The organism is Shouchella sp. JSM 1781072, assembly GCF_041949915.1.
Taxonomy (GTDB): Bacteria; Bacillota; Bacilli; order Bacillales; family Bacillaceae_D; genus Shouchella.
Window position 1 is genome coordinate 164,797 of sequence record NZ_JBHFQE010000002.1, and the last position, 25,787, is coordinate 190,583.

Here is a 25,787-nt window from a genome sequence, read left to right on the forward strand (position 1 = left end):
AGAGCCTCGTTATGTTACAGAAACTTTCCGATGATCTTCTTCTCGAAACGTATAATCGTGCGATCGATCTAAGCTTAAACGCTGATTTTATTTCGATTTTAAAACAAGAACTTCAGCGTCGAGGCCTCCTAAAACACATACATACAGAAAAAAGATAGCGCTAGCTAATTGGCGCTATCTTTTTCTATTAGAGCTGTAGTTCTTTTTCCATAAACGCCATCAAGGAGCGAATCATTTCCTCAGAGAAATCAAAACGAATCCCCGCCGTTTCAAATACTTCCGATAAAGATGTTGAACTCCCGAGCGCTAATGCCTCTTTATATTGCTTTAACGTTTTCTCAGGATTTTCTTGAAAATTTTTGTACATTTGAATAGCACCGAGCTGGGCAATAACGTATTCAATGTAGTAGAAAGGAACTTCAAAAATATGCAGCACGCCAAGCCACTGTGTTTCCTGCCACTTTTCATAATTAGACCAGTCTACAAGATTAGAATGGTGCGCTTCTACTAATGCTCGGTATTTCTCGTTTCGCTCTGCCGCTGTATGGGTCGGGTTTTCATACAACCAGTGCTGAAACTGATCGATAACAACACCACCTGGCAAAAACGTCACAACTGATTCTAATTGATCCCTTTTTGCTCGCTCGTAATCCTGCTGCTTTGGATAATACGTGTTCCAAAACGGCATAGAAAATAGCTCCATTGACATACTCGCAAGTTCACTTGATTCCATTGGCGTTTCACGGTACATCTCGAGAGGAAGATCTTTCTTTAAATCATTATGAATACAATGACCCATCTCATGAACAAGCGTAATCATATCCTCATGTTGCTTAGCATGATTCATAAAAATAACGGAAAGCTGTGAAAGAGGGAGTGGCGAACAAAATCCACCTGGTGACTTCCCTTTTCGACTTTCAAGGTCAAGCGCGCTTCCTTTATTTAAATCAGCTAAGAGTTTCCCGAATGATGGGTCTAATTGGTTTAAGACGGTTTCGGTCTTGGACACAAGCTCTTCAGTGGTTTGAAACGGTTTAAGCGGATTTTCACCCTGCTTTATCCCACTACGATCCCACGGTAAGTATGAATCAAGACCTAACTCATGCTGGTGCCGTTTATGTATTTTTTCCACAATCGGCTTCACGTAAGTCGCCACGTTTTCAGCTAAACGTTTACAGTCTTCTGGCGTATAATCAAACCGTTCATACTTCTTAAACATGTAGTCCATATAGTTTGTAAAACCAGCGTTTTCTGCTTTTTTCTGCCTAAGTTGAATTAATTCCGTCAGTATCTCTTGCAGTGGCTCTTCTTTTTCAATAAACGCTTCTCTTAATTTTGTCATCGCCCGCTTACGTTGGTTTCGATCATCGCTTTCCATATAAGCACTAAGCTGAGGAAGCGTTAGTTCTTCGCCATCCCATTCAGCTGTTAGCGAACCTGTATGTTCAAAATAGGATGTGGCGAGCTGATCTTCTTCTACTTCTAATTCAATATTGCTCTCTTGAAAAAGCGCTTGTGCATTTTTTCTACGTTTTACTAAATAGCCGTATTGATCTTCAGGAAGCTGATTTAACGCCTTTGAAGACAGAAACGCATCATCTAATAGAGCCGTGTATTTCTTCACAATCGGCATCACCACTTGCTGATCATGTTCAAATTGTTGCTTGGCTTTCTCAGAATCGTTTTGACTGTTAAAATCAACATAGTGACCAGTCGTCATTTCTTCTATCTGGTCGGATAATTCAGATTCCTTCTGCAGAAATACTTCTACTTGTTCAACTGAATCAAGGGGAATGTTTAGGATCGTTTGATAACGTTGTTCAAGCTCTTCTGTTTTCTGAAGAGAGAACGGTTCTTTATAGAATGTTGTCACGTGAATCAACTCCTTTCTCGCTAGTTTAGCATCCAAAAAGAGAGGATACTAGTTATACGCTAAATAAGACTACACATCCCAAATTTAGGAGTGATGAAGATGTTACAACCTGTATCAAAAGATTCATGGCACACCTATCCAAGCATGGTTGCGGTTGTCACAAGCCAATGGAATGGCCATGTAAATGTCATGGCTTCTGGTTGGCATACATTCATGGCTACGCAACCTGGACACTATGGAATCGCTTTGCGAAAAGAAACATACACCTACGACCTTATTCAAAAAAGCCAAACGTTTGCGGTGCATTTTCTTCCTCATGAAAAAGCAGAATGGATTCAGGCTGCTGGAACGTATAGCGGTCGCGATATGAATAAATTCGATGCCTGTCAAATCCCTTATCAGCTTAGTGAAATTTGCCAAGTTCCTATTATTAAGGATGCTTACTTTGCCTATGAATGTCGGTTAGTTGGTCAGCATACGTATGGCACCCATGAGTGGATGGTTGGAGAGGTGGTGCAAAGCTATGAATCTCCAAAAGCATTTACAGACCAACATACCGTGAATTTTGATCATATCGGCCTCCCAATGTACATAGGTCGGTCCGAATACCGCGTCCTTGATGCGAATGCTTCTAGCGTTTTTCATTCACTACACAATAAAAAGCGGCCTGAATGACCGCTTCTTTTTACGTTTGCAGAAATGATTTCAGCTGCACGCGCTCTCCTTTTTCACTTGACGCATATGCGCCGATTGCTACTTCTAATGCACGTAACCCGTCTTCACCAGTAATCGAGGGTGCTTTCTTCGAGCGCACCCTGCTAATAAAGTCTTTAACCAATCCGTGATCCATATCATCTGCAAATACTTGATAATGAATGCCCGATGCATCATACACAGAAAGCTTTTGCCCTTGTGCATCGATCTTCATTGTTCCTTCCGTACCGATAAATTCCATCGTCACATCGCCCCAAATCGGAAAATGTTCGTTTCTTGACCAACTACAATCGAGAGTAGCGATGACACCATTTGTAAATGAAAAATTTAAAATTCCCGCATCATCAAGCGACTTTCCAGAAAAAAACTGATCAATTTCGGCGTAGACATCAGCCACTTCATCTTGTAAAATCCAGCGCATCACGTCCACGACATGAACGGTATGATCGATGACGGCTCCACCACCTGATTTTTCTTTCTCCGTAAACCATCCACCAGGATTTTTCCCTCGATTTGTTCCTTTTATCGCAACGATCTTGCCAAATTCTCCGCTGTCAATTCTCTCTTTCGCACGTCGAACGACTTCATTGAAGCGAACAGGAAACGCTGTTTGCAAAAAAACATTTGCCTCTTTGCATACGTGTATCATTTTTTCGGCATCTGTTATCGTGTCCGCAAGTGGTTTTTCACATAAAATCGCTACTCCAGCTTTCGCGGCTTCTTCCACATGTTCGAGGTGTTTTGCATTTTCAGATGTGACAATAACCGCATCGAGCTTCTTGCTGAGAAGTTCTTGATAAGAGCGGAAATAAATAGTATGAAATCGACTTGCGGCTTCTTTTCCTTGCTCAGGTACATCATCATAAATTCCGACAAGCTCCACATCGTCCATGCTAACAAGGCTTGACGCATACGCATTGGCATGCCCGTGGGCAAAGCTGACAATTCCTACCTTCATGTATGTTCCTCCTCCTTAACGTTTAGCCATTACTGACTGCAAATCTACAGGTTGCCTGCTGACGACAGACTGTGCGGCAGCTTCCGCAATGGCTACTGCTTGATAGCCGTCACCTGCTGATACAAGTGGGGTCGAGCCATTTTCAACACACGCGATAAAATGCTCGAGCTGCGCTTGAAAGGCAGACTTTTTAAACGGCCTTTCTACTTGATCATCATTTTCTTTTTCCACAACAAGTGGCGATGTTTGTGACGTATCGTACTGAATAATTCCTTTCTCTCCAGCAAATTCAAATGCTGACCGATCCTTTTGGTGAGCCCAAGAACCTTCCACGTGTGCAATGATATCGTTTTCAAATCGTAGTGTGACAAGGGCATAATCGATTTCACTTTTACCAGAGGTTGTTGCTTGTGCGTAAACCCGTATCACTTCGCCAAAACAGCTACGCAGAAAATCGAAATCATGGACGAGCAAATCTAAAAGGACGCCTCCACTGCGACTCGTACTTCCATACCATTCCGTTTCCCGATGTGGAAACGCTCGATTTCTTACTGTTCTAACAACGCCAAGCTTTCCAATTGCACCATTTTGTACAGCTTCTTTTGCCTTGTTATATTCAGGATAGAAGCGGACGACATGACCGACAAAAAGACGTACGGATTTCTTTTCACAATAAGCAATCAGCTTATCGGCTTCTGCTACCGTTCGTGCGAGCGGCTTTTCACAAATAATATCAACACCTTTATCAGCCGCTTGTTTTACGATCTCAAAACGTAGATCAGTTGGTAAACAAACTGATACAACATCTACCTCTTCTTCCATCGCCTCTTCTATTGTTACGAACGGCTTTGCCCCATACTTCTGACCGTACGCAACCGCTCTCTCTTCGTCCAAATCAACAACTGCTTTGATGTGCACATTGTCCATTTTCCGAAAGCATTCTAAATGAACCTCTCCCATTGAACCGAGTCCAATTACCATGACTCTTATCATGTAGCAACTTCCTTTCTAATGATTGTTTTTGCACCATCCACCATCTATGTATTTAGTTCTCTTCGGAAATATATCTTCCTTCTTAAAAATTAAAAAGCTCATCAATGTAAACAATTGATGAGCCAATCTTTTTCTATTAGAGAAGATCCGTTTCTAGTTTCTTCAAATCACGATTTTCACCAAGGACAATGATAATATCCCCTGCTTGTAATACGTCGTCAGGCATAGGCGTAATCGTCAAATTTTCTCCTGATTTTATCCCGAGAATATTACATTTATACCGTCTGCGCACATTTAGTTTTGCCAGTGTCTTTCCTGCAATTTTTTTTGTTGCAATTAATTCAACAATGCTATGATCAACCGAAATTTCTACATAATCAATCACTTTATCGGAATCTAAACTGTGGGCAATTCGAATTCCCATATCAAGCTCTGGATGGATGATTCGGTCTGCGCCGATCTTTTCTAACACGCGATGGTGTTGCTTGTTTCTTGCTTTCACCCACACTTTTTTCACGCCAAGTTCTTTTAATAGAAGTGTTGTTAGTATGCTCTCCTGAATATGATCGCCAATCGCAACAATTACGGCATCATAGCTTTCTGGTTCGAGCGAGCGTAACGTTTTCTCATGAGTGGTGTCAGCAATAATGGCTCGATTTGTAAAACTATCCGCGTCTTCTACTCGTTCTTCATCTTCGTCAACCGCTACAACATCATGCCCATGCTTGTAGAGCTCTTTGCATACACTCGTACCAAACCGACCGAGACCGATAATTAGAAATTGTTTTTTCCCCATGTGCGATGCGCCTCCTATTTAACCGATTAAAATACGTTCTGTTGAATATTGTATGTTGCCTTTTTGTTCATTTCCTCTAAAAGAGAAAAGCACTGCAATAATGCCTACTCTCCCAATAATCATTAAAAGCATTAACACGATTTGACTTGGCAATGATAATTCAGATGTAATGCCTAGAGAAAGTCCACATGTTCCAAACGCAGATGCGGTTTCCACTAATACTTGTAAAAGCGTAATACTCGTATCTTGTTCAAATGCCATGATGAGCATGATTGCAAGAAATAACAGTCCCGAAAAAATAGATAAAACCACAAATGATTTTTGTTGGTCTTCTTCATGAATTTTCCGTCCGAACACTTGTACATGCTTCTTCCCAGTCGCAAAACTACGTAACGTTAGCATCATCACCGCTAAAGTCGTGGTGCGAATGCCGCCCCCTACACTTGAAGGACTAGCTCCAATCATCATTAATAGCGACATAAATAAAAGAACAGGCACATGGAATGCCGCTAAATCAACAGTTGATAAGCCTGCGCTTCTCGTCGTAGCTGAGAAAAAGATTGATTGTGAAATTTGTTCATGCCAGCTAAGATTCGCAAACGCAAGATCTCGTTCTAGCAGCCAAATTCCAATGGCTCCAATAATAAAAACAGTAAAATACGTTGTCGTTGTCAGTTTTGTAAACAAGCTAAACTTAAACGTTCGTTTCCTACTTTTTATGTACTCAATACATTCCAAGATAACAGGAAATCCAATCGATCCAGCAAAGATGAGCAAAATCGTAATAACTTGAACAAAATAATCATCAACAAATGGAATTAATGATTGTCCTGTTACATCAAAACCTGCATTCGTAAATGCGCTTAATGATGCAAACGCGCCTTGGATATAGGCTTCATAGGGCTGATCAAAAAACTGTAAATAATAGGTACCAAGAATGAGCGCACCTGTCACTTCAATACATAAGGCGATGACAATTAAGCTACTCATTAAGCGAACAAGACCAGAAAATTGGTTTTGCACACGATTTTGATCAACGATAATAAGCAAACGTTGTGATAAATTGATTCGGCGTCCGAGCATCATCCACGCAAACGTCGCGAGAGTCATGATTCCAATCCCACCCATTTGAATGGCTAGAGCTAAGACGATAATTCCTCCCCAATTAAACGTTTCCACTACGTTAATCGTCACAAGCCCCGTCACACTTACTGCACTGACAGACGTAAACAGTGCATCCCGGTATGAGAGTTCAATTCCAGGTTCATGGAAAATAGGCAAGTAGAGCAGAAAACTAAACACAAGCATTGATACTAAATATGCGAAGAGAATCACTCGAAAAGGATTACTCTTTTTTCGTTTCATAGTTGACTCCTTATTCTTTCACGTTAATAGATGAATCTAATACTATGTTGTCCATAAAAGGATTGCAATAAAAATTATTATGATTCCGCAGGTGTTTATTTTTTTAATAACTCGATTACGGTCATCAAGTGGAAAAGGAATGATGCTTACACCAATACAGGAAGCCGTTTACAATTTTCCACTCAATTTAAAATAGATTATTTTTACTATAAAATAAAGAAAATTCGATATGATTTGACATCATTTTATGAAAACGATACCATTTTGATAAGTGGAAATACAGTATTGATTCATGGAATCCAAGAAGGAGGCGTTTGTATGTCCAGCAAAAAACAACAGTGTTTCATAACCGGCTGCTTTCTCTTATTTTTTAGTGGCTGCACAACAGCTGCCGATGACGAAACGATTACATGGATTACTGGTTCTGACTCTTCTCCAGATGCTCCAGATGAAGAGATGAGTACATACGTGCAAGAAAATATTCATGCGATTGAAGAAGAGTACGACTTTTCAATGCAGCATAGTATTCACACTTCAAATATTGACGAAGCGATGGCACGTTTACAAGAACAAGCGACTCGTGGACAAGCCCCTGACTTTGCGCTTATTGATGGGTACGCGATTGAACGATTTGAAGACTACTTACAGCCTCTCGACGAACTGATGGAAGAATTTGATATGGATATCAACGATTTCTTACCTTTCGCACGAGAAGTAATGATCGGTGACGATGGTCACGTCTATGGATTGTATTTAAGTACAGATATTCGCTATGTGTTTTATGATACCCGCTATGTTCCAGAACCACCTACTACATGGGAAGAAGCGATGGAGATTTCTCACGATTTAGTCGATCAAGGATTTGAAGGATTAACTCTCCCTCTTGGCGTTGGAGAAGGAACTGCGGTAACAAGTTTATGGCCACTCTTTTGGGGACAAGGAGGCGAGCTCATTGACGAAGAAGGTCGACCTGCTTTTTATAATGAAGAGAATCGTGACCACATGCTTAATGTGTTCACTTCTATTCATGAAGGCGTAGAGTCTGGTGCCATTTCACAGCGAATGGCGACTAACGGCGAAGAAAATGACGGAAATGCCGAAATTTCTACTGGTTTAGTCAAAATGCTTTATCCAGGAAGTTGGCAGATTAACACCTTTCAAGATATTTTAGGCGATGAGTTTGAGCATTGGGATGTTGCGTCCCTTCCCTACATAGAAGGTGGAGAACATACGACAACCGTTGGTGGTTGGGCGTTTGGTATTTTTACTGAAGACCCTGAGAAACAGCGAGCTGCGTTTGATTATTTACAGCGCACGTATGTTGGAGAAACAGGAATGGCTCGCTTTACTACCCGTGATGGCTCCATGCCCGTTCGCCAATCCGTTTATGAGTCCTCTGAATACGAACCGATTCCATTTATCGCTGAATTTCAAGATATTTTAGAAGATGAGGGGCAACCGCGTCCACCAGAACTCGTTTACAATACCGTTTCTGTTCAATTACAAACGGCCATCTCTCAAGTTGTATCAGGAAGTAAAACTCCAGAAGAAGCACTCGAAGACGCTTGGGAAATCGTCACGTTCGGAATGGAGGATGAGGAATGAAGCCAGAAACAAAAACAACCATGACTGCTTCAAAACGAAAGAAACGAAGGTTTTCAGATACCCCTTATCCATGGCTTATTCCACTAACTCTCTTATTAGTGGCCATTTTTCTTTATCCAGTTATTGAGATTATTCGGATGAGCTTTACAGATATGAACTTAGTAGATCCAGAATTTGACTACACACTAGAGTCGTACGTTCGTTTATTTACGTTACCTGGTTTCTTTTCAATGCTTGGTACGACTGGATTCTTTGTTTTTTTCAGCGTCGTCCTACAGTTATTCTTCGGGTTTATCGTTGCACTTCTCATTGTTAGAGGAGAAGAATTAAACTTACGCGGTACAGTTATCGTCCGTACATCGGTCCTTGTTGCATGGGCGATTCCCGGGGTAGTCATTGGGATTATCTTTGAAATGCTTTACACGGAAACACAGGCTGGAATTTTGAATTACTTTCTGTCTCTCGTCGGTCTTGGGCCGATTACCTTTTTATCTGATCCGACAATGGCACTCCTTTCAGTCACCCTTGCGAATGTCTGGCGCGGTACAGCTTTCAGTATGATTCTCATGTATGCAGGCTTACAAACCGTATCAAAAGATGTACTTGAAGCTGCCAAAATTGATGGAGCCGGTCCCTTTCAGCGATTAAAGAACGTGATTATTCCAGCCATCGCTCCTATCGTTCTCGTCAATTTAATTATTATTTCCATTGATACGTTTAATACATTTGATATGGTGATGGCACTCACCCAAGGTGGTCCAGGAAACAGCACCGAAGTGATAGCTTTAAGTATTTATACATCGATTTTCCAAGAATTTAACTTAGGTGTCGGTGCCGCTACTTCAGTCGTGCTCTTAACAATCAACATTGTCATGACTTTAATTTACTTACGAGTATTAGGAAAACGAGGTGAGAATTGATGACACCAAAAAAGAAAGAACGTCTCTTGAAAGCAGGGTTATACGCCGCATATTTCTTCGTTGTCGTCATCTTTTTATTCCCGTTGTTTTGGGTCGGCTCTGTCTCGCTTAAAACGCAAAGTGAATTGTTTGAAGTCCCGCCTTCACTTTGGCCATCGAGCTGGCAGGTCGAAAATTATTTACAAGTGTTACAAACAACCCCTGTCTTAACGTATTTATGGAATTCATTTCGACTCGTTGTATTAACAGTTCTTTTCACTTTGCTCATAGCACTTCCTGCCGCATTCGCGTTATCACGATTTAAAATGCGAGGAAAAGGCGCTTTTCTCATGATTGTGCTTATGACACAAATGATTTCTGCTGTCGTGATTTCAATTCCGTTGTATCGTTTATTTGCAAACTGGGACCTTCTCAATAATTTTCTTATCATTCTAGCAATCTATGTAGCCGTTGTGCTCCCTCTTGCTACATGGTTTATGAAAAATTATTTTGACACGCTTCCAGAACAAATGGATGAGGCCGCTATTATTGATGGCTGTACAAAATGGCAGCTTTTAACCAAGATTCTGTTACCAGTGGCACGACCAGGGATTATATCTGTTGTCATTCTCGTGTCTGTCCAAAGCTGGTCTCAATTTGTCATCCCGTTTATCTTAATTGACGATGCCGCTCTCTATCCTGTATCTGTTGGTGTCGTGAATTTGCAGTCTACCCAAGCTCAAATTACCACACATTATTTAGCAGCAGGTAGCATTATGTCTATTGTACCTGTCATTATCTTATTCTTGCTTCTCCAGCGTTATATTGTTGGCGCGCTAACTTCTGGAGCCGTAAAAGGATAGTCTACCATAAGGGCGACATGGCTTACGCTATGTTGCTCTTTTTTGAGTCAAGTCCACATCTCTGTGTAACGCCTTCTTTAATCTAATTAGGTCTATCTATAAACTGTCATCCTATATCCGAAAATGGGAACGTTCAATTCCTTCGGTAACATCACTCTCGGATTTTCGGATTGTTGCTTTTCCCGTTGGGGTCGCCATCGGCGCTAACGAGTGAGACATATGCGAAAAAAAGGTTTACATACACACACTAGTTCCATTCACTATATTTTCTAGTAGAATCAAGCCCGTACACCGCTTCTCCCCTTTTGTTTATGTCTTTCTTGAAGCCACTCTCCATTACTTCGATTAAATCTGTATCTTCTTTTTGATGCCTTAGTCCATTCCCTTCCCTAATTTTCAAGTGATATTTTCGTTTACAGTTTCATAGAGTAGAGAACAAGGAAGGTGATTTTGTTGTGAATGACGTAATGAAATGGTTAGGGAGCCTCTCCATTATGCTTCTATCGACATTACTTATTATTAGTATTTTAGCGACAAATCAAACCTGGTATAACCGAGGGTTAAATGATATGGTTTCTCCTTTAGAAGGGGTTGATTTGCTCCACCTTATTTCTATGGAAAACCCTTTATACAAACAAGCACTTCCAGATGAGTTTGAAGCCAAATCGGTAAGCAATTTCTTTATGAATGCAGCAACGAATTTAGATTTTAACCATCCATTATCTCTTCTGTCACAAGGAATCCCTGCCATGGCAGCATTTGATACAAGAATTGCACTTGCTGGTCAAGGTACGGATGTGACGAACATGCCAAGAGAAACATTGCCTCCTGAAGATTCTTTAGCTGAACTAGCCAAGCAACACCCAAATGAAGAGGAAGAATCGACTGAAAGAGCAGCTGAGGATCAAGAACCATCTGTGCTCATTTACCACACCCATAGCTATGAATCGTTCTTACCTGAACTTGGTCTAGAAGGAGCTGAAAATGCAGATCAAGCCATTTCCAGTGATCCTGAATTAAACATCATTAATGTTGGAAAACATTTTGCGGACAGGCTTTCCAATCACGGCATTGTAGCCGATGTAGATAAGACGAATATGAACGCCTATATGGCAGAACGTAATATGAGTAATTATTACACCGCTTCACGACAAATTATTGAAGAAAAACTAGAAACGCAGCAGTATGATCTCCTGCTCGACTTCCACAGAGATTCAGTACGTCGAGATGTAACAGCCGTAACGATTAACAACGAAACATATGCACGTGTCTTTTTCGTTGTAGGTACGGCCCATCCAAACGCAGATGCACAACTAGCGACCGCTAAGGAGTTTCATAACCTAATTGAAGAAGCTTACCCTGGCTTGAGTCGTGGTGTGTTTGAAAAAGACTTGTCACAAGGTAACGGCATTTATAATCAAGACCTTGCTGATACAGCGATGCTTGTTGAATTTGGCGGTGTTGACAACACGATGGATGAAGCGTTGCGGAGCGCAGACGTTGTAGCCGACCTGCTAGCTGATTATTATAAAGAGACGATCCAAGAATAAAGCAAACACGCCTCCCTGGATGAGAGGCGTGTTTTTTAATCCATTCTTCGACTTGTTGAAGCACGGCGGACTAGTTTATGACCAACAATTCTTGCTTGTGCTTCCATTAGCGGAGCAGCTATTTGCTCACGAACGAGCGAGGCTGCTTGAAAGCCTAGTTCATAAATATAAATGTCCATCGTAGTTAATGGCGGAGTGGAAAGTTCTGACATCAGCACATTATTAAAACTCACTACCGATATGTCTTCTGGCACACGATACCCCATACTCATTAACATCCGTAATACACCGAGTGCCATTAAATCATCGGCAACAACAACGGCTGTTGGTGGTGTTTTTTGAGCCATCAGTTCAATGACTGCTTGTTCCCCACCATCAAAAATTTCATCATGGTAGACGACATAAGCAGGATTCATTTCAATCCCTGCAGCATCAAGCGCCTGTTCAAACCCTTCTTTATGATCAAGGGTGACGTAAGCATCTTTTCTGCCACCAATAAAGCCAATTCGCTCATGTCTCAGCAAGAGGACATATTCCGTAATCGTTCTCGCAGCTTTGACATTGTCATTATTTACATACGAAACGATATGCTCATATTGTTCAGGAGGACGTCCAACTACGACAAACGGACATTTCTCTTTAAGTAAAAAAGGAATAATCGGATCGTTGGTTGTAGAATAAAGCAAAATGATGCCATCTACACGTTGACTATGAACCATCTCTTTCACTTCTTCTAAAATATCTTCTTCCGTTTGACCCGTTGAAAAGTATAGACCATACTTGTCTTCATTTGCTTGCGCCGTAATGCCTCGCAACACTTCTGGGAAAAAAGGATTTTGAAAAGGAGCGTAAGATGCACTTGGCATAATGATGCCGATCACGTTCGTTGCTTTATTTACAAGATTGCGCGCATGAACGTTTGGGTAATAACCGAGTTCATCCATAATTTCTCTTACTCGCTCTTTTGTCTTCTTGCTAATCTTCGGGCTATCGGCAATCACCCTTGAGACAGTTGATGGTGCCACCCCTGCTAATTTCGCCACATCTTTTATTGTACTCACTAGACTCCACCCTTTTTCACATCGTCCCGCCGTGCGCGCTTATTTTTTTGTACGGTAGACACGCGCCTCGTAAGGTAATAACGTGCCGCTCGCTTCCGAATCCACATTAGTTAAAAGAAGTTCATCATCTTTAATGACAGGAAGCGCTCGTTCATTTTCAGATAAGTTGACGACAATGGTAATTGTTTCGTTCTGGCTTTTTCTTTCGTATGCAAACACATTGTCATCGGTATCGAGTAATTCATAGTTTCCATATACTAGTGTATCAAATTGCTTCCGAACTTCAATCATTTTTCGATAGTAGCTTAAAATTGAATCAGGATCATCCTGCTGCTTCTCGATGTTAATGCTCGTATAATTCGGATTCACTTTCATCCACGTGCGATCCGCTGTACTAAATCCACCGTTTTTGCTCTTATTCCATTGTAGTGGCGTACGTGAATTGTCTCGTCCAGATTCCCAAATCACTGGCATAATCTCTTCATGAGGGACGCCTTTATCCATCTCTTGTTTATAAAAATTACGCATCGACACATCATCATAATCATCAATCGAGTCAAATTGAACATTCGTCATGCCAATTTCTTGACCTTGATAAATAAAAGGCGTTCCCTTCATAAAGAAGTACATCGTTCCAAGTGCTTTTGCACAGCGAGCCCAATATTCTTCATCATTGCCCCATGACGATACTACTCTTGTTTGATCGTGATTTTCAATAAATAATGCATTCCAACCAAGACCTTCCAGCCCGTATTGCCATTTCGATAGCGCTTCTTTCACAGCTGGAACATTTAATTTCTGTTCACGATCTTTACTCCAAAGACCTAAATGTTCAAACTGGAATACCATATTGAACACACCATGCTGCTCTCCTACCCACGCCGCTACATCATCAGGATTTTCCATTCGAACGCCATTTGCTTCGCCAACAGTAAAGACATCATACTGATCAAGGGTGTTCTCCTTCATTTCTTGCAAGTAATCATGAATCCCTGGTCGGTTCATATGGCCATCAAATGAATCAACATAGGGCTCGTTATTTGGATTCGGCATATCTGGAAACCCGTCTACTTTTTTAATATGGCTAATCGCATCAACACGGAAGCCATCAATACCTTTATCCATCCACCAGTTCATCGTCTCGTAGAGAGCCGCACGCACATCTGGATTTTCCCAATTTACATCAGGTTGTTTCGTCGAAAAAATATGCATATAGTATTGTTGCGTCGCTTCGTCCCACTCCCAAGCCGGACCGTTAAAAATAGAAGCCCAGTTATTCGGCTCGCTCCCATCTTCTTTGGCATCGCGCCAAATATACCAATCTCTCTTTTCATTTTCTTTTGATGAACGAGATTCAACAAACCATTCGTGCTCATCAGACGTATGATTAATGACGAGGTCGATAATAAGCTTCATCCCTCTTGAATGCACTTCTTCAAGCAACTCATCAAAATCAGCCATTGTACCAAACTCATTCATAATCGCTTTATAATCTCGAATATCGTATCCATTATCGTCGTTAGGCGAATCATACATCGGGCTCATCCAGATCACATCAATGCCCATCCACTGCAAGTAATCTAGCTTTTCAATAACTCCTCTTAAATCACCGATGCCGTCTCCATTCGCATCGTAAAAACTACGCGGATAGACTTGATAGCATACCGCTTCTTTCCACCATTTTTTTGACACTTCCAAAACTCCTATCTTTATACATATCAGCTATAATCTCTTTTTAGCGCCTTTTAAATTCATTCAAAAACGAACATTACCCTTATTTGGCGAACGCTTCTCCACAGGCACAATCGCAACATCCGTTTGTACTGCGCGATCACTTGAGGGCACGGTCTCAGCCATGAACTTCATCATTTGTTTATACAAGAAGAGATCTCTAAAAGAAATCTCCTTGTATCTTTCCTTTATCGTGTTTCTTACCCTTTTGTTGCGCCTGACGCTAATCCTGAAATTAAGTAGCGCTGTAAGAACAAGAATACAATCGAAATTGGTACTGCAATCAGTACCGCCCCTGCCGCAAATCGTGTAAAGTTTGTAGCAAACTGATCATTAACAAAATTGAACAGCCCTAGCGCGAGGGTGTAGTTTTCAGGGCTACGTAAAACGATTCTCGGTAAAATGAAGTCCATTAACGGATTCATAAAGTTGAACAACGCCACAACTGCCAAGATCGGTTTCGCCAGTGGAAGCACAATTGTAAAGAAAATGCGGAAATGTCCTGCTCCATCAAGCTTGGCCGATTCATCTAAGTCTTTAGGCAATGTATCAAAATATCCTTTAACAAGGAATGCGTTCATTGGAATAGACCCACCAACGTAGATAAGGATCAATCCCCATAAGCTATCCAATAAACCAATTGTGTTTAATAGAACATAAATTGCAACCATCGCCATGATCACTGGGAAAATTTGAAGAACGAGGAATAAATAAAGGCCGTTCTTTTTTCCAACGAAATTATAGCGAGAGAATGCGTATGCTGTGAAACAGACAACAATTGTTGAAAGAATAGACGTAACGGTTGCAACAAATAACGAATTCATATACCACGTTGTGTATTGACTTTGTTCATCAAAGAACAACCAGCGATAGTTTTCCAATGACCAGTTATCTGGCAGGATACTCGCTCCGTAAATATTTGTACCAGGGCTCAATGAGAGACCGATTGTCCAAATTAGAGGATACGCAATAATCACGAACATAAAGAAGATAAACGCATACATGAGAAAGACTTCTATTTTTGATTTTGTTTTAAGCTTCATGGTCTATCTGTCCTCCTTAAATGACGCGCTGCGACGGAATTGCAACACTGCGAAAAGTGCTACAAGAATACCGATAATAATGGAGATTGCTGCCGCCATACTGTATTGAGAGTTTTCAAATGCTAAACTGTATACCCATGAAATTAAGATATCTGTACTTCCGGCACTTTGACCACGCACTGGAGGTCCACCCTCGTTAAATAAGTAAATTAAGTTAAAGTTATTAAAGTTACCCGCATACTGCATAATTAATAATGGTGCTGTTGCAAAAAGTACGTGTGGTAGCGTAATAAAGCGGAACTTCGCAAACCGACTTGCGCCATCCATATCCGCCGCTTCATACCAATCATCAGATACACTTTGCAAGATTCCAGTAAAGAGGGCAAACACAAATGGGAAGCCTAGCCAAACTTGAATCATAATTAATGCAATTCGTGTGTAGAACGGATCCGATAACCATGGAACCGCAAAATCAAACAACGGGACAAAGATGTCTGTATTAATCGCACCAAACCCATCATTAAACATTGCCGCAAAGATAATAATTGTGACGAAACTCGGTACAGCCCAAGGTAAAATAAGGACAGTACGAATCAATTTCTTTGCTTTAATACGTTTATCATTCACAATAACTGCTAGGAATAGCGCTAACGCAATTTGTAAGGTTGTCGCTACAACCGTCCATACAATCGTCCAAGAAAGAACAGAGATAAACGTTTGACGCCAAATTGGAATCGTCGCTAAATCAATAAAGTTTTGAAATCCAACCCAGCTCAACACATTTCGAGGTGGTGAATTAAATAGGTTGTAATCGGTAAATGCTAAAACAATCATATATAAAAGTGGAAATACGACTGCTAAAAGCAATAACGCCAATCCTGGTAAAACAAGTAGATAAGGGAATCCTTTATCCCATGAATGCTTCGTACGTTCACGTAGTGATGGGATTCCTTCCCCATCTAAACGCATTTTCGCGACACGACGGGCATCTTTGATATTTAAAAACACCATGATTGCTGCAAAAATTGTTAAAAAGACGGCTACAATCCCTTGTCCAATTAACACACGAGAATCATCAACGCCATCCAACGTTCCAAGGGTAAATAATCCCCAATAGCCCATGTTAAAGATATCGTAAAATACAAAGATAAATGCAGCTGTTACAAGAAGAAGCAACGTTCCCTTAAGCCACTGGCGATTATAAAGTTGCCCGAGTCCAGGGATAACGGATAAGATCCCAGCAAGCTTGGGGTTATGATTGTTCATTGGCTCTACGTCTTTCATTCTCTACCAGCCCCCATAATTTGTATTTCATCTTCAATTAATTCAACGGTTTCCTCTAATACTTCTCGTACATCATTTCCTTGTGAGATAAACACGTTTGCATCGCCCATTGGTCCCCAGACGGCGGAAACTTCAGGTACATTTGGCATAAAATACGCATGTTCAAGTTGTTCTTGGAAACCTTCGTAAAGCTCATCGTCTAGCGTCACTTCGGCACGAGCGGGAATTTCACGCTTGTTTTCAAAAAAGATTTGTGCGCTTTCTTCATTCGTCATAAAAAGTGCCAATTCCGTTGCCCAGCTAATGTGATCGCTATATCCGTTCACCATCCACGCTTTCACGCCACCGAGAGAGCGCATCGGATTTCCGTCCACAGTCGGTAGCGGTGCTGATTTTAAGGAATCCCCAAGGTTCTCCCCATATTCAGCAATGTTCCAAGGACCTGAGAATACTGCTCCTACACTTCCATCTAAAAATAAGCCATTCAAAATGTCCGCATTTAAATTTTGTGGTAAGTACCCTTCCTGGTGAAAGCGCTGTAGCATTTCGCCACCTTTAACAGCCCCATCATTCGCTAAGCCAATATCAAGGGTGTCATAGTCTTCGCCGTCTTCAGCAAAGATGTAGCCACCGTACGCATCGTAAAATGGATAGGCAAAGTACATTTCACGTGATTCTAAAAGAAATCCAAACTCATTAGCCGAAGCGTTCGTGTGTTCCTCACCAAGTGCTTCTAGTTCTTCAATTGTTTCTGGTGCTTCTTCAATAATGTCGGTGTTGTAAAACAACGCGTACGTTTCAACTGCCGCCGGCACACCAGCTAGCTCACCTTCATAGCTAAGCGCTTCCAATGTGCCATCTAAATACTCCGCTTCTTGCTCAGGCGTTAGATCAATGTCCGCAGCTAAACCTTGAAGTGTAATGCTTCCAACCATATCGTTCGGTTGATAAAACAAGTCTGGTCCCCCACCAGCTGGAGCATCAAGAGACATCGCTTCTAATTGATCCCCCATACTAAAAGGTGTAATTCTTACTTCAATCCCAGTCTCATCTTCAAAATTGTCGCCAATTTCTCGATACGCTAAAAGTTCACGCTCATCATCATTCACCCATATATGAAGCGAATCTGGTTTATTTTCCTCTGTTGCAGGTTCAGGTTCTAACTCTTCCACTACACCTTCTCGATCTGGACCGCACGCACCGAGCATCGCAACTGCTACTAACATACTCATACCAAACTGCCATTTTTTCATCTCGTATCCCCCCTATATATGCTTAAGCAAAGGCAAACGTTTGCACAAAATAAATAAACCGTTTACATACCAATTACACACATAGTATACGGATAAATTTATTATTAGGCAATAGTTATTTTTTTATATAGGAAATCGTTTGCAAAAAGATTTGACACCAATCCCACACCAACTATATGATTTAAGAAAATAACCTAGGAGGGTTCTGATGAATCAAGCTGGTATTATCCACACCCAACAACATCACCACCTTTTTTTAACATCCTCACATGAAGCCGTTATTCGTCTGCAAACACCTTTAAATGAAGGAATTCATGTAACCGTAATTCACGGGGACCCTTATGATTGGAAAAACGAACAATGGCAATCAAGCAACTCCTCTATGTCACTCATTCATAGCGATGACATGTATGATTACTGGTCCGTTTCTGTTTCAATGCCCTACTCTCGTATGCGCTACGGCTTTAAAATTGAAACGAGTGATAAAACGGTATTTTATGCCGAGCGAGGGTTTTATGCACAACAACCGAAGGAGATTTCCGCTTATTTTTGTCTTCCTTATGCTCATGAAACCGACGTATTCACACCTCCTTCTTGGGTTGCGAATACCGTGTGGTATCAAATTTTTCCTGAGCGATTTGCAAATGGTGAGCCTGCAAGAAATCCTGAAGATGCGTTACCTTGGGGAAGTGAAGCACCTAAACCGGATACCTTTTTTGGTGGCGATTTAAAAGGTGTCATCGATCATCTAGATTATTTGCAAGACTTAGGTATTACCGGCGTTTATTTCACACCGATTTTTAAAGCGTTTTCGAACCATAAATACGATACGATTGATTATTTAAGCCTTGACCCACATTTTGGCGATGAAGAAACGATGCGTACACTTGTGAAGGAATGTCATAAGCGCGGCATTCGCGTGATGCTTGACGCAGTTTTTAATCACAGCGGCTATTATTTTCCTCCTTTTCAAGATCTATTAAAAAACGGCGAGGATTCAGCCTATAAAGATTGGTTTCACCCGTTCGACCTTCCACTAAAACCAGAAGGAGAACGTCCGAACTATGAAACATTTGCTTTTGTTTCATCCATGCCGAAATTAAATACAAAACATCCTGATGTTCGCGCGTATCTTTTAAAGGTAGCAAAATATTGGATTGAGGAATTTAATATTGATGGATGGCGACTTGATGTTGCAAATGAAGTCGATCACGATTTCTGGCGCGCGTTTCGTTCGGAAGTGAAGCGCGTAAAAGGCGATGTCTATATTCTTGGTGAAATTTGGCATCAATCAAGTGCATGGCTTCAAGGGGATCAATTTGATGCGGTCATGAACTATCCTCTAACAGATGCGATTCAAAGCTATGCGCTTCATAAGCAAACAAGTGAAGAGGCAAAAATGGCGCTAACAAAGCATTTAATGAGCTACCCCGATACAGTAAATGCTGCACAATTTAACATGCTAGATAGCCATGATACCGCTCGCGTCCTGACAACAAGTCATCATAATAAAGCTTTAACGAAGCTCCAGTTTACCTTGCTGTTTTCATTTCCTGGTTCTCCTTGTATTTACTATGGCGACGAAATCGGTATGGCTGGAGAAAACGATCCTGGTTGCCGTGCTTGTATGATCTGGGATGAAGAGGAACAAGATTTGGATATGCTCAACTTTTTGCGGAAGTTAGTTGTGTTGCGAAAGCATCATTCAGCATTCGGGACCTACGATTCCCTTGAATTTATCGACTCTGATGATGACGACGTTCTTCTTTACAAAACGTCTACACCTGAAGAAACACTGCTGTTTGCTTATAATCGTTCCCTAAAACAAAAGACTCTTTCTCTTCCACAAAAAAATGAACAAGGGTATGACCTTTTTAAAAACAAGTCTGTATCCTCTTCGTTTTCATTAGAACAAGAAAGCTTTTGCGTGGTACAATTAACTCGTGGCACATAATTGCACTATAAACTTGCCAGGCGAATGAAGTCGCTGGCAAGTTTTTTCTAATGAGTTATCTTCAATGTTTTTCCAGTGAATGTATAGGGAATAGGAAGACTGAATAAAACTTAGACGACAAACATGATTCTTCCATAATAATTGAATGACATGAGCCTCGTTGCGTAGATGTTTGTTTATTTGCTCATGATTCACAAGGCAAGATATCATGAACACTGCCATCGTCGTCACGACTTATGGAATTAATTCAGCGATTAGAACAAAGGGGACACTATAAACAATGATTGATTCTCAGTTGTTACGTGAACAACTAAATAATAAAATCGATGAGTTATGGACTGAACAAGTAGAATTTCTAAAAACAATCACTCGATTCCCTTCATTAAGTGGAAAAGAACATCGCCTTCAATTGTTTTTGGCCGACTATTTATCAACAAAATTAAATTTGCAAGTAGATCGATTTTACCCTGACATGGAGCGTATAGAAAAACACCCTGGTTTTTCCCCTGTTAAGTGGTCCTATGAGTACAGCGACATTGTGATTGGCACAAAGAAAGGCGCAAACCCGTCTGAAGGAAAAACGCTTATCTTCCAAGGTCATGCGGATGTTGTTAGCGCTGAACCGACCATTGAGTGGGAGACGTCTCCTTGGGAACCAGTTGAAAAAGACGGTCGTCTTTATGGACGAGGAACTGCAGATATGAAAGGCGGGCTCTCGGCCATGATTTTTGCATATCGTGCCTTAATTGAATGTGGCTACGTGCCTAACAACGATTTTATGCTGCAAATTGTTCCTGACGAGGAGCGCTCGGGTAACGGTGCGCTAGCGGCACTTGAAGCAGGATACACAGCGGACGCGGCTCTTATTCCTGAGCCATTTGGCTTGCAACCTTCCACTGGACAAGTCGGCTCACTTTGGTTTGAGATATCTCTTCGAACGATTAAAAAAGATCAAATAAATCAAACTCAAACCAATGTTATCGAAAAAATACACATGATCACGTCTGCACTCCTTGCGTTTGAGCGTCATTTAAATCAAACGAGATCTCACCTCACTTTCTCAGATCAAGATAAGCCAATTGATCTGAACATTGGTAAGGTAACTGCAGGTGACTTTGCATCGAACGAACCGATTCGGGCAAAAATTGAAGGTCGTGTCGCCTTACTTCCTGGCGAATCCATTGCTGAGCGCAAACAAGAATTAATTGAATGGATTATGCAAGAAACGAAAAAAGACGCGTGGTTTATTGAAAATCCACCTGACATTGAATTTTACGGGTTTCATGCAGAAGGTACATTAAGTAATGAGTCTTCCGAGTTGTTTAAGGAGCTTGACGCGGCGCACGAGCTCGTAACCAACACACAACCATCTAGACGGACATTACCTTCTACGACGGATGCACGTTTTTTTCAGCTTTATTATGATATTGATGCAACGTGCTACGGCCCTGTTGGCGGTCATTTTCACGAGGTCAACGAATGGGTAGATTTAAAAAGCGTCCGCGATGTTACGAAAGTGTATGCAAACTTTTTAGCGAACTGGTGTGGAGTAGGTGAAAAATAGGCAACTAAAAAAGGGATGCTACTAGCATCCCTTTTTTTTCGTAAGCGCTTGAATGAAATAGCGAATCAACTTTATTTCAGAAAAGAGTCCGCTATTCTCGTTTCTGCCGTTCGTAAATAAAGTTATAATGAATGGGAATGGCTCAGGCCATACCCGAGGCAAAGAAGACACCGTGAGCACAAGTGATCGCGCAGTGCAAACGGATATCGTGCTTGTGCCTGTGGGAAAGCGTTCGCCATAATAAAATCTATCGTACGTCTTTTTTTGCATCACTATCGAGTGATGACATTGACTTAAATCACTTGATCTTGCAGAAACTGTTCAATTTCTTCTTTACTATAGCCAATTTCCATTAGCACACTTTCGTTATTTTCACCTAAATCCGGTGCAATGGAACGAATACTCCCAGGCGTCTTTTCAAACTTCGGTACAATCCCTGGCACCTTTATCGCTCCTAAACGTGGGTGTTTCACTTCAACAATATTCTCTCTCGCTTTATACTGCTCATTTTCAAAAATATCGGCGATGCTCATAACCGGACTAATAGGAACGCCGTAGCTGTCGAGTTTTTCCAGTAGCACTTCTCGATCTTGTGCATGAATCCACGCTTCCACAATTGCGTTGGTCTCATCGTTGTTCTCTAAGCGACGCGCATTTGTATGGTAGCGCGGGTCTGTGAGCATATCTTCTCGATCCATCGCTTTGGCTAAGCGGTTAAACGTTGTATCCGTGCTCGTCACAAGCACTACCCAGTGGCCATCTTTTGTTTGAAACGTTCCTGATGGCGAAGAGTGACCAGCTAATCCTGGCGCACGCTCCCTCACTTTTTGCAGTTGATCGTATTCGGCTACAAGAAACTCCATCATGCGGAAGACTGTTTCATAAAGGGCGATATCCACCATTTGCCCTTCTCCGTCTTCATGAGCATCGCGGTGATAAAGTGCCGTAACAGCTGCAAACGCCACATAGATTCCACAAATATAGTCCGTTAATGAGAATGGTGGACTGACTGGATGACGATCGGTAAAGCCTTGTAAATACGTGTACCCACTAAACGCTGTGGCTGGCGTTCCAAAGCCTGCTTTTTCTTTATAAGGACCTGTTTGACCATAGCCAGACACTCGAATCATAATGAGGTTCGGGTTTATTTCTTTTAACACATCGTATCCAACACCCCATTTTTCTAGTGTCCCTGGACGAAAGTTTTCTACAAGAATGTCGTGAGTCGCAGCTAACTTCTTTAGAATATTAACGCCCTCTTCTTGATGAAGATCGAGTGTTAACGACTTTTTGTTACGTGATAAGCCAGGCCAGCGAAGGGGTTCGTCGTCTTTAAAAGGTCCTACGCTTCTTGACGTATCCCCTCTTCCTGGAATTTCAACTTTTACTACGTCAGCTCCAAAATCTCCCAGCAATGCAGTCCCATAAGGAGCGGCAATCATTGTAGACACATCGAGCACTTTGACGCCTTCTAATGGTGTTTTCATCTTTGTACACTCCTTCTCTCCTTTTTTAAGGGATGCTCACATGTGATTTTTCACTATCAGGTGAGTAAATGTCATTAATGTTCCATTGACCGTCAGTCGGAACCGGTTCGTTTCTCATAGCGACATCAAGCACTACTGGTTCATTCGCTTCGATGGCGGCTTTTAGCTCATGTTTAAATTCGTCTGCCGATTTGACTTTGATCCCTTTTACGCCAAAACCTTTTGCGATTTCCGCAAAATTAGGAGTGTAGCTTTCTCCATCTTTCTTAAAAAGTGTTCCGTATGTCGTATCGTAATGAGCCATTTCAAGACCAGCGATTGTGCCGTATGCACTATTATTCATGACAACCCAGACAACTGGAATGTTTTCTTCTACAGCGGTTGCGAGCACAGCTGGATTTTGACCAAATCCACCGTCACCAATCAAGGACACAACCACTTTGTTCGGCTGTGCAAGTTTTGCCCCAAGTGCAGCAGAGGACCCAAAGCCCATTGTTGCGTATCCTCCAGGTGTTAAAATGGAGCCTGGTGTATAAATTGGGAACTGTTGACCAACGCCATTTTTATTCCAGCCTACATCTGTTGTGATATATGCGTCTCTTGGCAATACGTCGCGAACATCTGCAAGAATGCGTTCAGGTTTCATCGGGAACGCGTCACTTGTCGCGTTGTCTTTAATAGATGCTCGTAAAGACTGACGGTAGGTTTGAATCTCTTCTTTCAACTTGGCGTTGCGGTCAATTCCATCTGGATATAAGCGCTTCGCCACACGATTTAAGGCAACGAAAGCTCGTTTTAAATCAGCGACCGCGCCAATTTCAACTGGATAATTACGGCCAATCTCATTTGAGTCAATATCAATATGAATCAGTTTTGTTTTTGGAAAATTAAACGTAACATCATGGTACCAAGAACTAGAGTCAGCTTCAGAAAAACGTGTACCGACTCCAAATAAGTAATCAGCATTCTTTGTTTGGTCATTAATAAATTTTGTCCCCCAGAACCCGGTCATGCCAATGGTTAAATCATGATCATCAGGCAAGACACCTTTGCCCATTAAAGAATGCGCGACAGGAATATTCATATGGTCTACAAATGCTCTAAGCTCCTCTTCTGCTTGTGAAAGAATAACGCCCCCACCTGCATAAATAACAGGACGTTCCGCTTGTGCTAATGTCTCAACAATTCGTTCTGCTGTCTCTTCATCTAATGATGGTTTTTCGACCATTTGGGTATGATGGTTTAACATCGCAAACTTCTCTTCTTCCACTTCTTTTGAAAACATGTCCATCGGCACAGACACAAGGACCGGACCAGGACGACCACTTTCTGCTAATTGAAACGCCTTTTGCATGATTTCAGGAAATAAATCTTCACGATCCACACGCCATGCGCGTTTCACAAACGGACGATAAATTTCCCATTGAGCGCCATCTGCATGCATATTTACTTCTTGGTGTGGATGCTTCCCGTAATAATGACTTGGAACGTCTCCTGCAATGACAACCATTGGAATGGAATCAAGTGCCGCATTTGCTACACCTGTGGCGGCATTCGTTAAACCAGGTCCAAGATGGCTCAATACTACAGACGTTTGACGCTTTGCTCGTGCATACCCATCTGCCGCATGGGACGCAATTTGCTCATGGCGAACATTAATAAACTTAATTGGGCTTTTGTCTAATTCAGCTAGCACGGCAATATTCGTATGACCGCACAAACCAAACACATATTCAACTCCACGACTTTCTAAATACTTTACAAGTTGTTCTGATACTAGCTTCTTCATGAGACAACAGCTCCTTTAAATTGTAGTACGATTTTTGCATAATTGCCGCTTAACGCCATTTGATACGCTTCTTCATAGTCATAAAAAGGTTTGATTTTTGAAATGAAGATCGTTGGGTCAAAGGTTTCATCTAATAAGTACGAGACGCTCGTCTGAAAATCAGCAGGAAATTCGTAGATAATGCTGCCAACAACTTTCTGTTCATTTCGAACAACTTGCGCGACAGGGATGGTTGCTTCTGGTGTAATCCCAATTAATAGTAGTTCTCCGCCTGGCTTCAAGTGTGAAAAGCATGATTCGACTGATTGTTTTGTACCTGCGGCTTCAATGACGATATCAAATGTTTCGCCGACAATGTCCATCGGATGACCGAGGGTAATGTCATCAAATGACTGCAATAACGCTAATTTATTTGCATTAATATCGATAGCGGTTACATTCCCTCCAACATGATGAGCTAACGCAGATGCAAGCAACCCTTCTGTTCCACAGCCAACAACAAGCACCCGCATACCAGGTTGGATATCAATTTGTTTGATCCCGTGGACAATAACGGATAATGGCTCAATTAACACAGCTGCCTCATCAGACAGTTCATCTGGAATTGGTAAACAATAGCGCGAATGGACGATCATTTCTTCTGCAAATCCACCGTCACACGTAATACCGATCGACTGTTTTTCTTTACAAATATTTGGTTTGCCTTTCAAACAAAACTCACATTGTCCACAAAACGTATTGGGTGTGACAACGATACGCCCGCCTGGTTTAATGTGTTCCGCTCGGCTCTCAATCACTTCACCGACAATTTCATGCCCTGGTCGTAGCGGATATTGCGCATGAGGGAGCCTCCCTTTATATACAGATAAATCAGATCCACATATACCGCCGTAAAGTAGCTTAATCTTCACTTCTCCATCTTGGATGTTCGGCAACGGGAGCGCATCTCTGACTTGCATGACTTGAGGTTGATCTAGATAGATCTCTTTCACCGTACATCGCTCC

21 protein-coding genes are annotated in these 25,787 nt (G+C 41.6%); 8 read left to right on the plus strand and 13 right to left on the minus strand.

Annotated features, from left to right (window positions below; genetic code table 11):
- Window positions 1-11: 11 nt before the first annotated feature.
- On the plus strand, window positions 12-158 hold the full coding sequence (gene sda / locus ACE1TH_RS10205) for a sporulation histidine kinase inhibitor Sda (RefSeq protein ID WP_375078898.1): 147 nt from the start codon (window positions 12-14) through the stop codon (window positions 156-158).
- A 29-nt stretch (window positions 159-187) separates the two neighbouring features.
- Here sda and ACE1TH_RS10210 read toward each other — a convergent pair whose 3' ends face one another.
- Window positions 188-1,873 (minus strand): M3 family oligoendopeptidase, encoded by a 1,686-nt coding sequence (locus tag ACE1TH_RS10210; RefSeq protein WP_375078899.1) that lies wholly within the window; start codon window positions 1,871-1,873, stop codon window positions 188-190.
- 99 nt (window positions 1,874-1,972) lie between these two features.
- On the opposite strand from ACE1TH_RS10210, the gene ACE1TH_RS10215 reads away from it, so the two are divergent.
- Window positions 1,973-2,548, plus strand: coding sequence for a flavin reductase family protein (locus ACE1TH_RS10215; protein ID WP_255224753.1), 576 nt, complete (start codon window positions 1,973-1,975; stop codon window positions 2,546-2,548).
- Between the two features lie 10 nt (window positions 2,549-2,558).
- Here ACE1TH_RS10215 and ACE1TH_RS10220 read toward each other — a convergent pair whose 3' ends face one another.
- The 4 genes from ACE1TH_RS10220 to ACE1TH_RS10235 all read right to left on the minus strand — a co-directional run bounded on the left by ACE1TH_RS10220 (window position 2,559) and on the right by ACE1TH_RS10235 (window position 6,699).
- Window positions 2,559-3,545 (minus strand): Gfo/Idh/MocA family protein, encoded by a 987-nt coding sequence (locus ACE1TH_RS10220; protein WP_375078900.1) that lies wholly within the window; start codon window positions 3,543-3,545, stop codon window positions 2,559-2,561.
- Window positions 3,546-3,560: 15 nt separating this feature from the next.
- Window positions 3,561-4,538, minus strand: coding sequence for a Gfo/Idh/MocA family protein (locus ACE1TH_RS10225; RefSeq protein WP_375078901.1), 978 nt, complete (start codon window positions 4,536-4,538; stop codon window positions 3,561-3,563).
- 136 nt (window positions 4,539-4,674) lie between these two features.
- Entirely contained in the window at window positions 4,675-5,334 is a 660-nt protein-coding gene (locus ACE1TH_RS10230) for a potassium channel family protein (RefSeq protein ID WP_099302342.1), read from the minus strand.
- An 18-nt stretch (window positions 5,335-5,352) separates the two neighbouring features.
- Window positions 5,353-6,699, minus strand: coding sequence for a TrkH family potassium uptake protein (locus ACE1TH_RS10235; RefSeq protein WP_099302343.1), 1,347 nt, complete (start codon window positions 6,697-6,699; stop codon window positions 5,353-5,355).
- A 318-nt stretch (window positions 6,700-7,017) separates the two neighbouring features.
- On the opposite strand from ACE1TH_RS10235, the gene ACE1TH_RS10240 reads away from it, so the two are divergent.
- From ACE1TH_RS10240 to spoIIP, 4 genes are all read left to right on the plus strand, one after another.
- A complete protein-coding gene (locus ACE1TH_RS10240; protein WP_099302344.1) occupies window positions 7,018-8,304 on the plus strand; it encodes an extracellular solute-binding protein in 1,287 nt (428 codons plus the stop codon).
- A complete protein-coding gene (locus ACE1TH_RS10245) occupies window positions 8,301-9,224 on the plus strand; it encodes a carbohydrate ABC transporter permease (protein ID WP_255301177.1) in 924 nt (307 codons plus the stop codon). The genes ACE1TH_RS10240 and ACE1TH_RS10245 overlap by 4 nt, the downstream gene beginning before the upstream one ends.
- Window positions 9,224-10,066: a carbohydrate ABC transporter permease gene (locus tag ACE1TH_RS10250; protein ID WP_099302345.1), complete on the plus strand. Its 843-nt coding sequence runs from the start codon at window positions 9,224-9,226 to the stop codon at window positions 10,064-10,066. Before ACE1TH_RS10245 ends, ACE1TH_RS10250 begins: the two co-directional genes overlap by 1 nt.
- A gap of 455 nt (window positions 10,067-10,521) precedes the next feature.
- Complete coding sequence (gene spoIIP / locus ACE1TH_RS10255) at window positions 10,522-11,616, plus strand: stage II sporulation protein P (protein WP_099302346.1); 1,095 nt, start codon at window positions 10,522-10,524, stop codon at window positions 11,614-11,616.
- Window positions 11,617-11,651: 35 nt separating this feature from the next.
- On the opposite strand, the gene ACE1TH_RS10260 is transcribed toward spoIIP, so the two are convergent.
- The 5 genes from ACE1TH_RS10260 to ACE1TH_RS10280 all read right to left on the minus strand — a co-directional run bounded on the left by ACE1TH_RS10260 (window position 11,652) and on the right by ACE1TH_RS10280 (window position 17,988).
- Window positions 11,652-12,677: a LacI family DNA-binding transcriptional regulator gene (locus tag ACE1TH_RS10260; RefSeq protein WP_099302347.1), complete on the minus strand. Its 1,026-nt coding sequence runs from the start codon at window positions 12,675-12,677 to the stop codon at window positions 11,652-11,654.
- Between the two features lie 39 nt (window positions 12,678-12,716).
- On the minus strand, window positions 12,717-14,369 hold the full coding sequence (locus tag ACE1TH_RS10265) for a glycoside hydrolase family 13 protein (RefSeq protein WP_099302348.1): 1,653 nt from the start codon (window positions 14,367-14,369) through the stop codon (window positions 12,717-12,719).
- 239 nt (window positions 14,370-14,608) lie between these two features.
- Window positions 14,609-15,451, minus strand: a complete 843-nt coding sequence (locus ACE1TH_RS10270; RefSeq protein ID WP_255224747.1) for a sugar ABC transporter permease — start codon at window positions 15,449-15,451, stop codon at window positions 14,609-14,611.
- Between the two features lie 3 nt (window positions 15,452-15,454).
- A complete protein-coding gene (locus tag ACE1TH_RS10275) occupies window positions 15,455-16,735 on the minus strand; it encodes a sugar ABC transporter permease (protein WP_375078902.1) in 1,281 nt (426 codons plus the stop codon).
- The gene (locus ACE1TH_RS10280; protein WP_099302351.1) at window positions 16,732-17,988 is read right to left on the minus strand and encodes a sugar ABC transporter substrate-binding protein; all 1,257 of its coding nucleotides are present in this window, start codon (window positions 17,986-17,988) and stop codon (window positions 16,732-16,734) included. Before ACE1TH_RS10280 ends, ACE1TH_RS10275 begins: the two co-directional genes overlap by 4 nt.
- A gap of 208 nt (window positions 17,989-18,196) precedes the next feature.
- On the opposite strand from ACE1TH_RS10280, the gene ACE1TH_RS10285 reads away from it, so the two are divergent.
- On the plus strand, window positions 18,197-19,942 hold the full coding sequence (locus tag ACE1TH_RS10285; protein WP_375078903.1) for a glycoside hydrolase family 13 protein: 1,746 nt from the start codon (window positions 18,197-18,199) through the stop codon (window positions 19,940-19,942).
- 280 nt (window positions 19,943-20,222) lie between these two features.
- Window positions 20,223-21,506 carry an ArgE/DapE family deacylase gene (locus ACE1TH_RS10290; RefSeq protein ID WP_099302353.1) on the plus strand — a complete coding sequence of 428 codons (1,284 nt, stop codon included), beginning with the start codon at window positions 20,223-20,225 and terminating at the stop codon, window positions 21,504-21,506.
- A gap of 293 nt (window positions 21,507-21,799) precedes the next feature.
- On the opposite strand, the gene ACE1TH_RS10295 is transcribed toward ACE1TH_RS10290, so the two are convergent.
- Genes ACE1TH_RS10295 through ACE1TH_RS10305 form a run of 3 tightly spaced genes read right to left on the minus strand, consistent with a single transcriptional unit; the run spans window position 21,800 to window position 25,774 of the window.
- Entirely contained in the window at window positions 21,800-22,993 is a 1,194-nt protein-coding gene (locus ACE1TH_RS10295) for a CaiB/BaiF CoA transferase family protein (protein WP_375078904.1), read from the minus strand.
- A 25-nt stretch (window positions 22,994-23,018) separates the two neighbouring features.
- Window positions 23,019-24,782 (minus strand): thiamine pyrophosphate-binding protein, encoded by a 1,764-nt coding sequence (locus ACE1TH_RS10300; RefSeq protein ID WP_099302355.1) that lies wholly within the window; start codon window positions 24,780-24,782, stop codon window positions 23,019-23,021.
- Window positions 24,779-25,774, minus strand: coding sequence for a zinc-dependent alcohol dehydrogenase (locus ACE1TH_RS10305; RefSeq protein ID WP_375078905.1), 996 nt, complete (start codon window positions 25,772-25,774; stop codon window positions 24,779-24,781). Before ACE1TH_RS10305 ends, ACE1TH_RS10300 begins: the two co-directional genes overlap by 4 nt.
- Between the last annotated feature and the right edge of the window lie 13 nt (window positions 25,775-25,787).

What these genes read in the sequence shown, in the direction of transcription:
- sda (WP_375078898.1), top strand. Translation starts at nt 12, where the DNA reads ATGTTACAGAAACTTTCCGATGATCTTCTTCTCGAAACGTATAATCGT.
- ACE1TH_RS10215 (WP_255224753.1), top strand. Translation starts at nt 1,973, where the DNA reads ATGTTACAACCTGTATCAAAAGATTCATGGCACACCTATCCAAGCATG.
- ACE1TH_RS10220 (WP_375078900.1), bottom strand. Translation starts at nt 3,545, where the DNA reads ATGAAGGTAGGAATTGTCAGCTTTGCCCACGGGCATGCCAATGCGTAT.
- ACE1TH_RS10225 (WP_375078901.1), bottom strand. Translation starts at nt 4,538, where the DNA reads ATGATAAGAGTCATGGTAATTGGACTCGGTTCAATGGGAGAGGTTCAT.
- ACE1TH_RS10230 (WP_099302342.1), bottom strand. Translation starts at nt 5,334, where the DNA reads ATGGGGAAAAAACAATTTCTAATTATCGGTCTCGGTCGGTTTGGTACG.
- ACE1TH_RS10235 (WP_099302343.1), bottom strand. Translation starts at nt 6,699, where the DNA reads ATGAAACGAAAAAAGAGTAATCCTTTTCGAGTGATTCTCTTCGCATAT.
- ACE1TH_RS10240 (WP_099302344.1), top strand. Translation starts at nt 7,018, where the DNA reads ATGTCCAGCAAAAAACAACAGTGTTTCATAACCGGCTGCTTTCTCTTA.
- ACE1TH_RS10245 (WP_255301177.1), top strand. Translation starts at nt 8,301, where the DNA reads ATGAAGCCAGAAACAAAAACAACCATGACTGCTTCAAAACGAAAGAAA.
- ACE1TH_RS10250 (WP_099302345.1), top strand. Translation starts at nt 9,224, where the DNA reads ATGACACCAAAAAAGAAAGAACGTCTCTTGAAAGCAGGGTTATACGCC.
- ACE1TH_RS10270 (WP_255224747.1), bottom strand. Translation starts at nt 15,451, where the DNA reads ATGAAGCTTAAAACAAAATCAAAAATAGAAGTCTTTCTCATGTATGCG.
- ACE1TH_RS10275 (WP_375078902.1), bottom strand. Translation starts at nt 16,735, where the DNA reads ATGAAAGACGTAGAGCCAATGAACAATCATAACCCCAAGCTTGCTGGG.
- ACE1TH_RS10280 (WP_099302351.1), bottom strand. Translation starts at nt 17,988, where the DNA reads ATGAAAAAATGGCAGTTTGGTATGAGTATGTTAGTAGCAGTTGCGATG.
- ACE1TH_RS10285 (WP_375078903.1), top strand. Translation starts at nt 18,197, where the DNA reads ATGAATCAAGCTGGTATTATCCACACCCAACAACATCACCACCTTTTT.
- ACE1TH_RS10290 (WP_099302353.1), top strand. Translation starts at nt 20,223, where the DNA reads ATGATTGATTCTCAGTTGTTACGTGAACAACTAAATAATAAAATCGAT.
- ACE1TH_RS10295 (WP_375078904.1), bottom strand. Translation starts at nt 22,993, where the DNA reads ATGAAAACACCATTAGAAGGCGTCAAAGTGCTCGATGTGTCTACAATG.
- ACE1TH_RS10300 (WP_099302355.1), bottom strand. Translation starts at nt 24,782, where the DNA reads ATGAAGAAGCTAGTATCAGAACAACTTGTAAAGTATTTAGAAAGTCGT.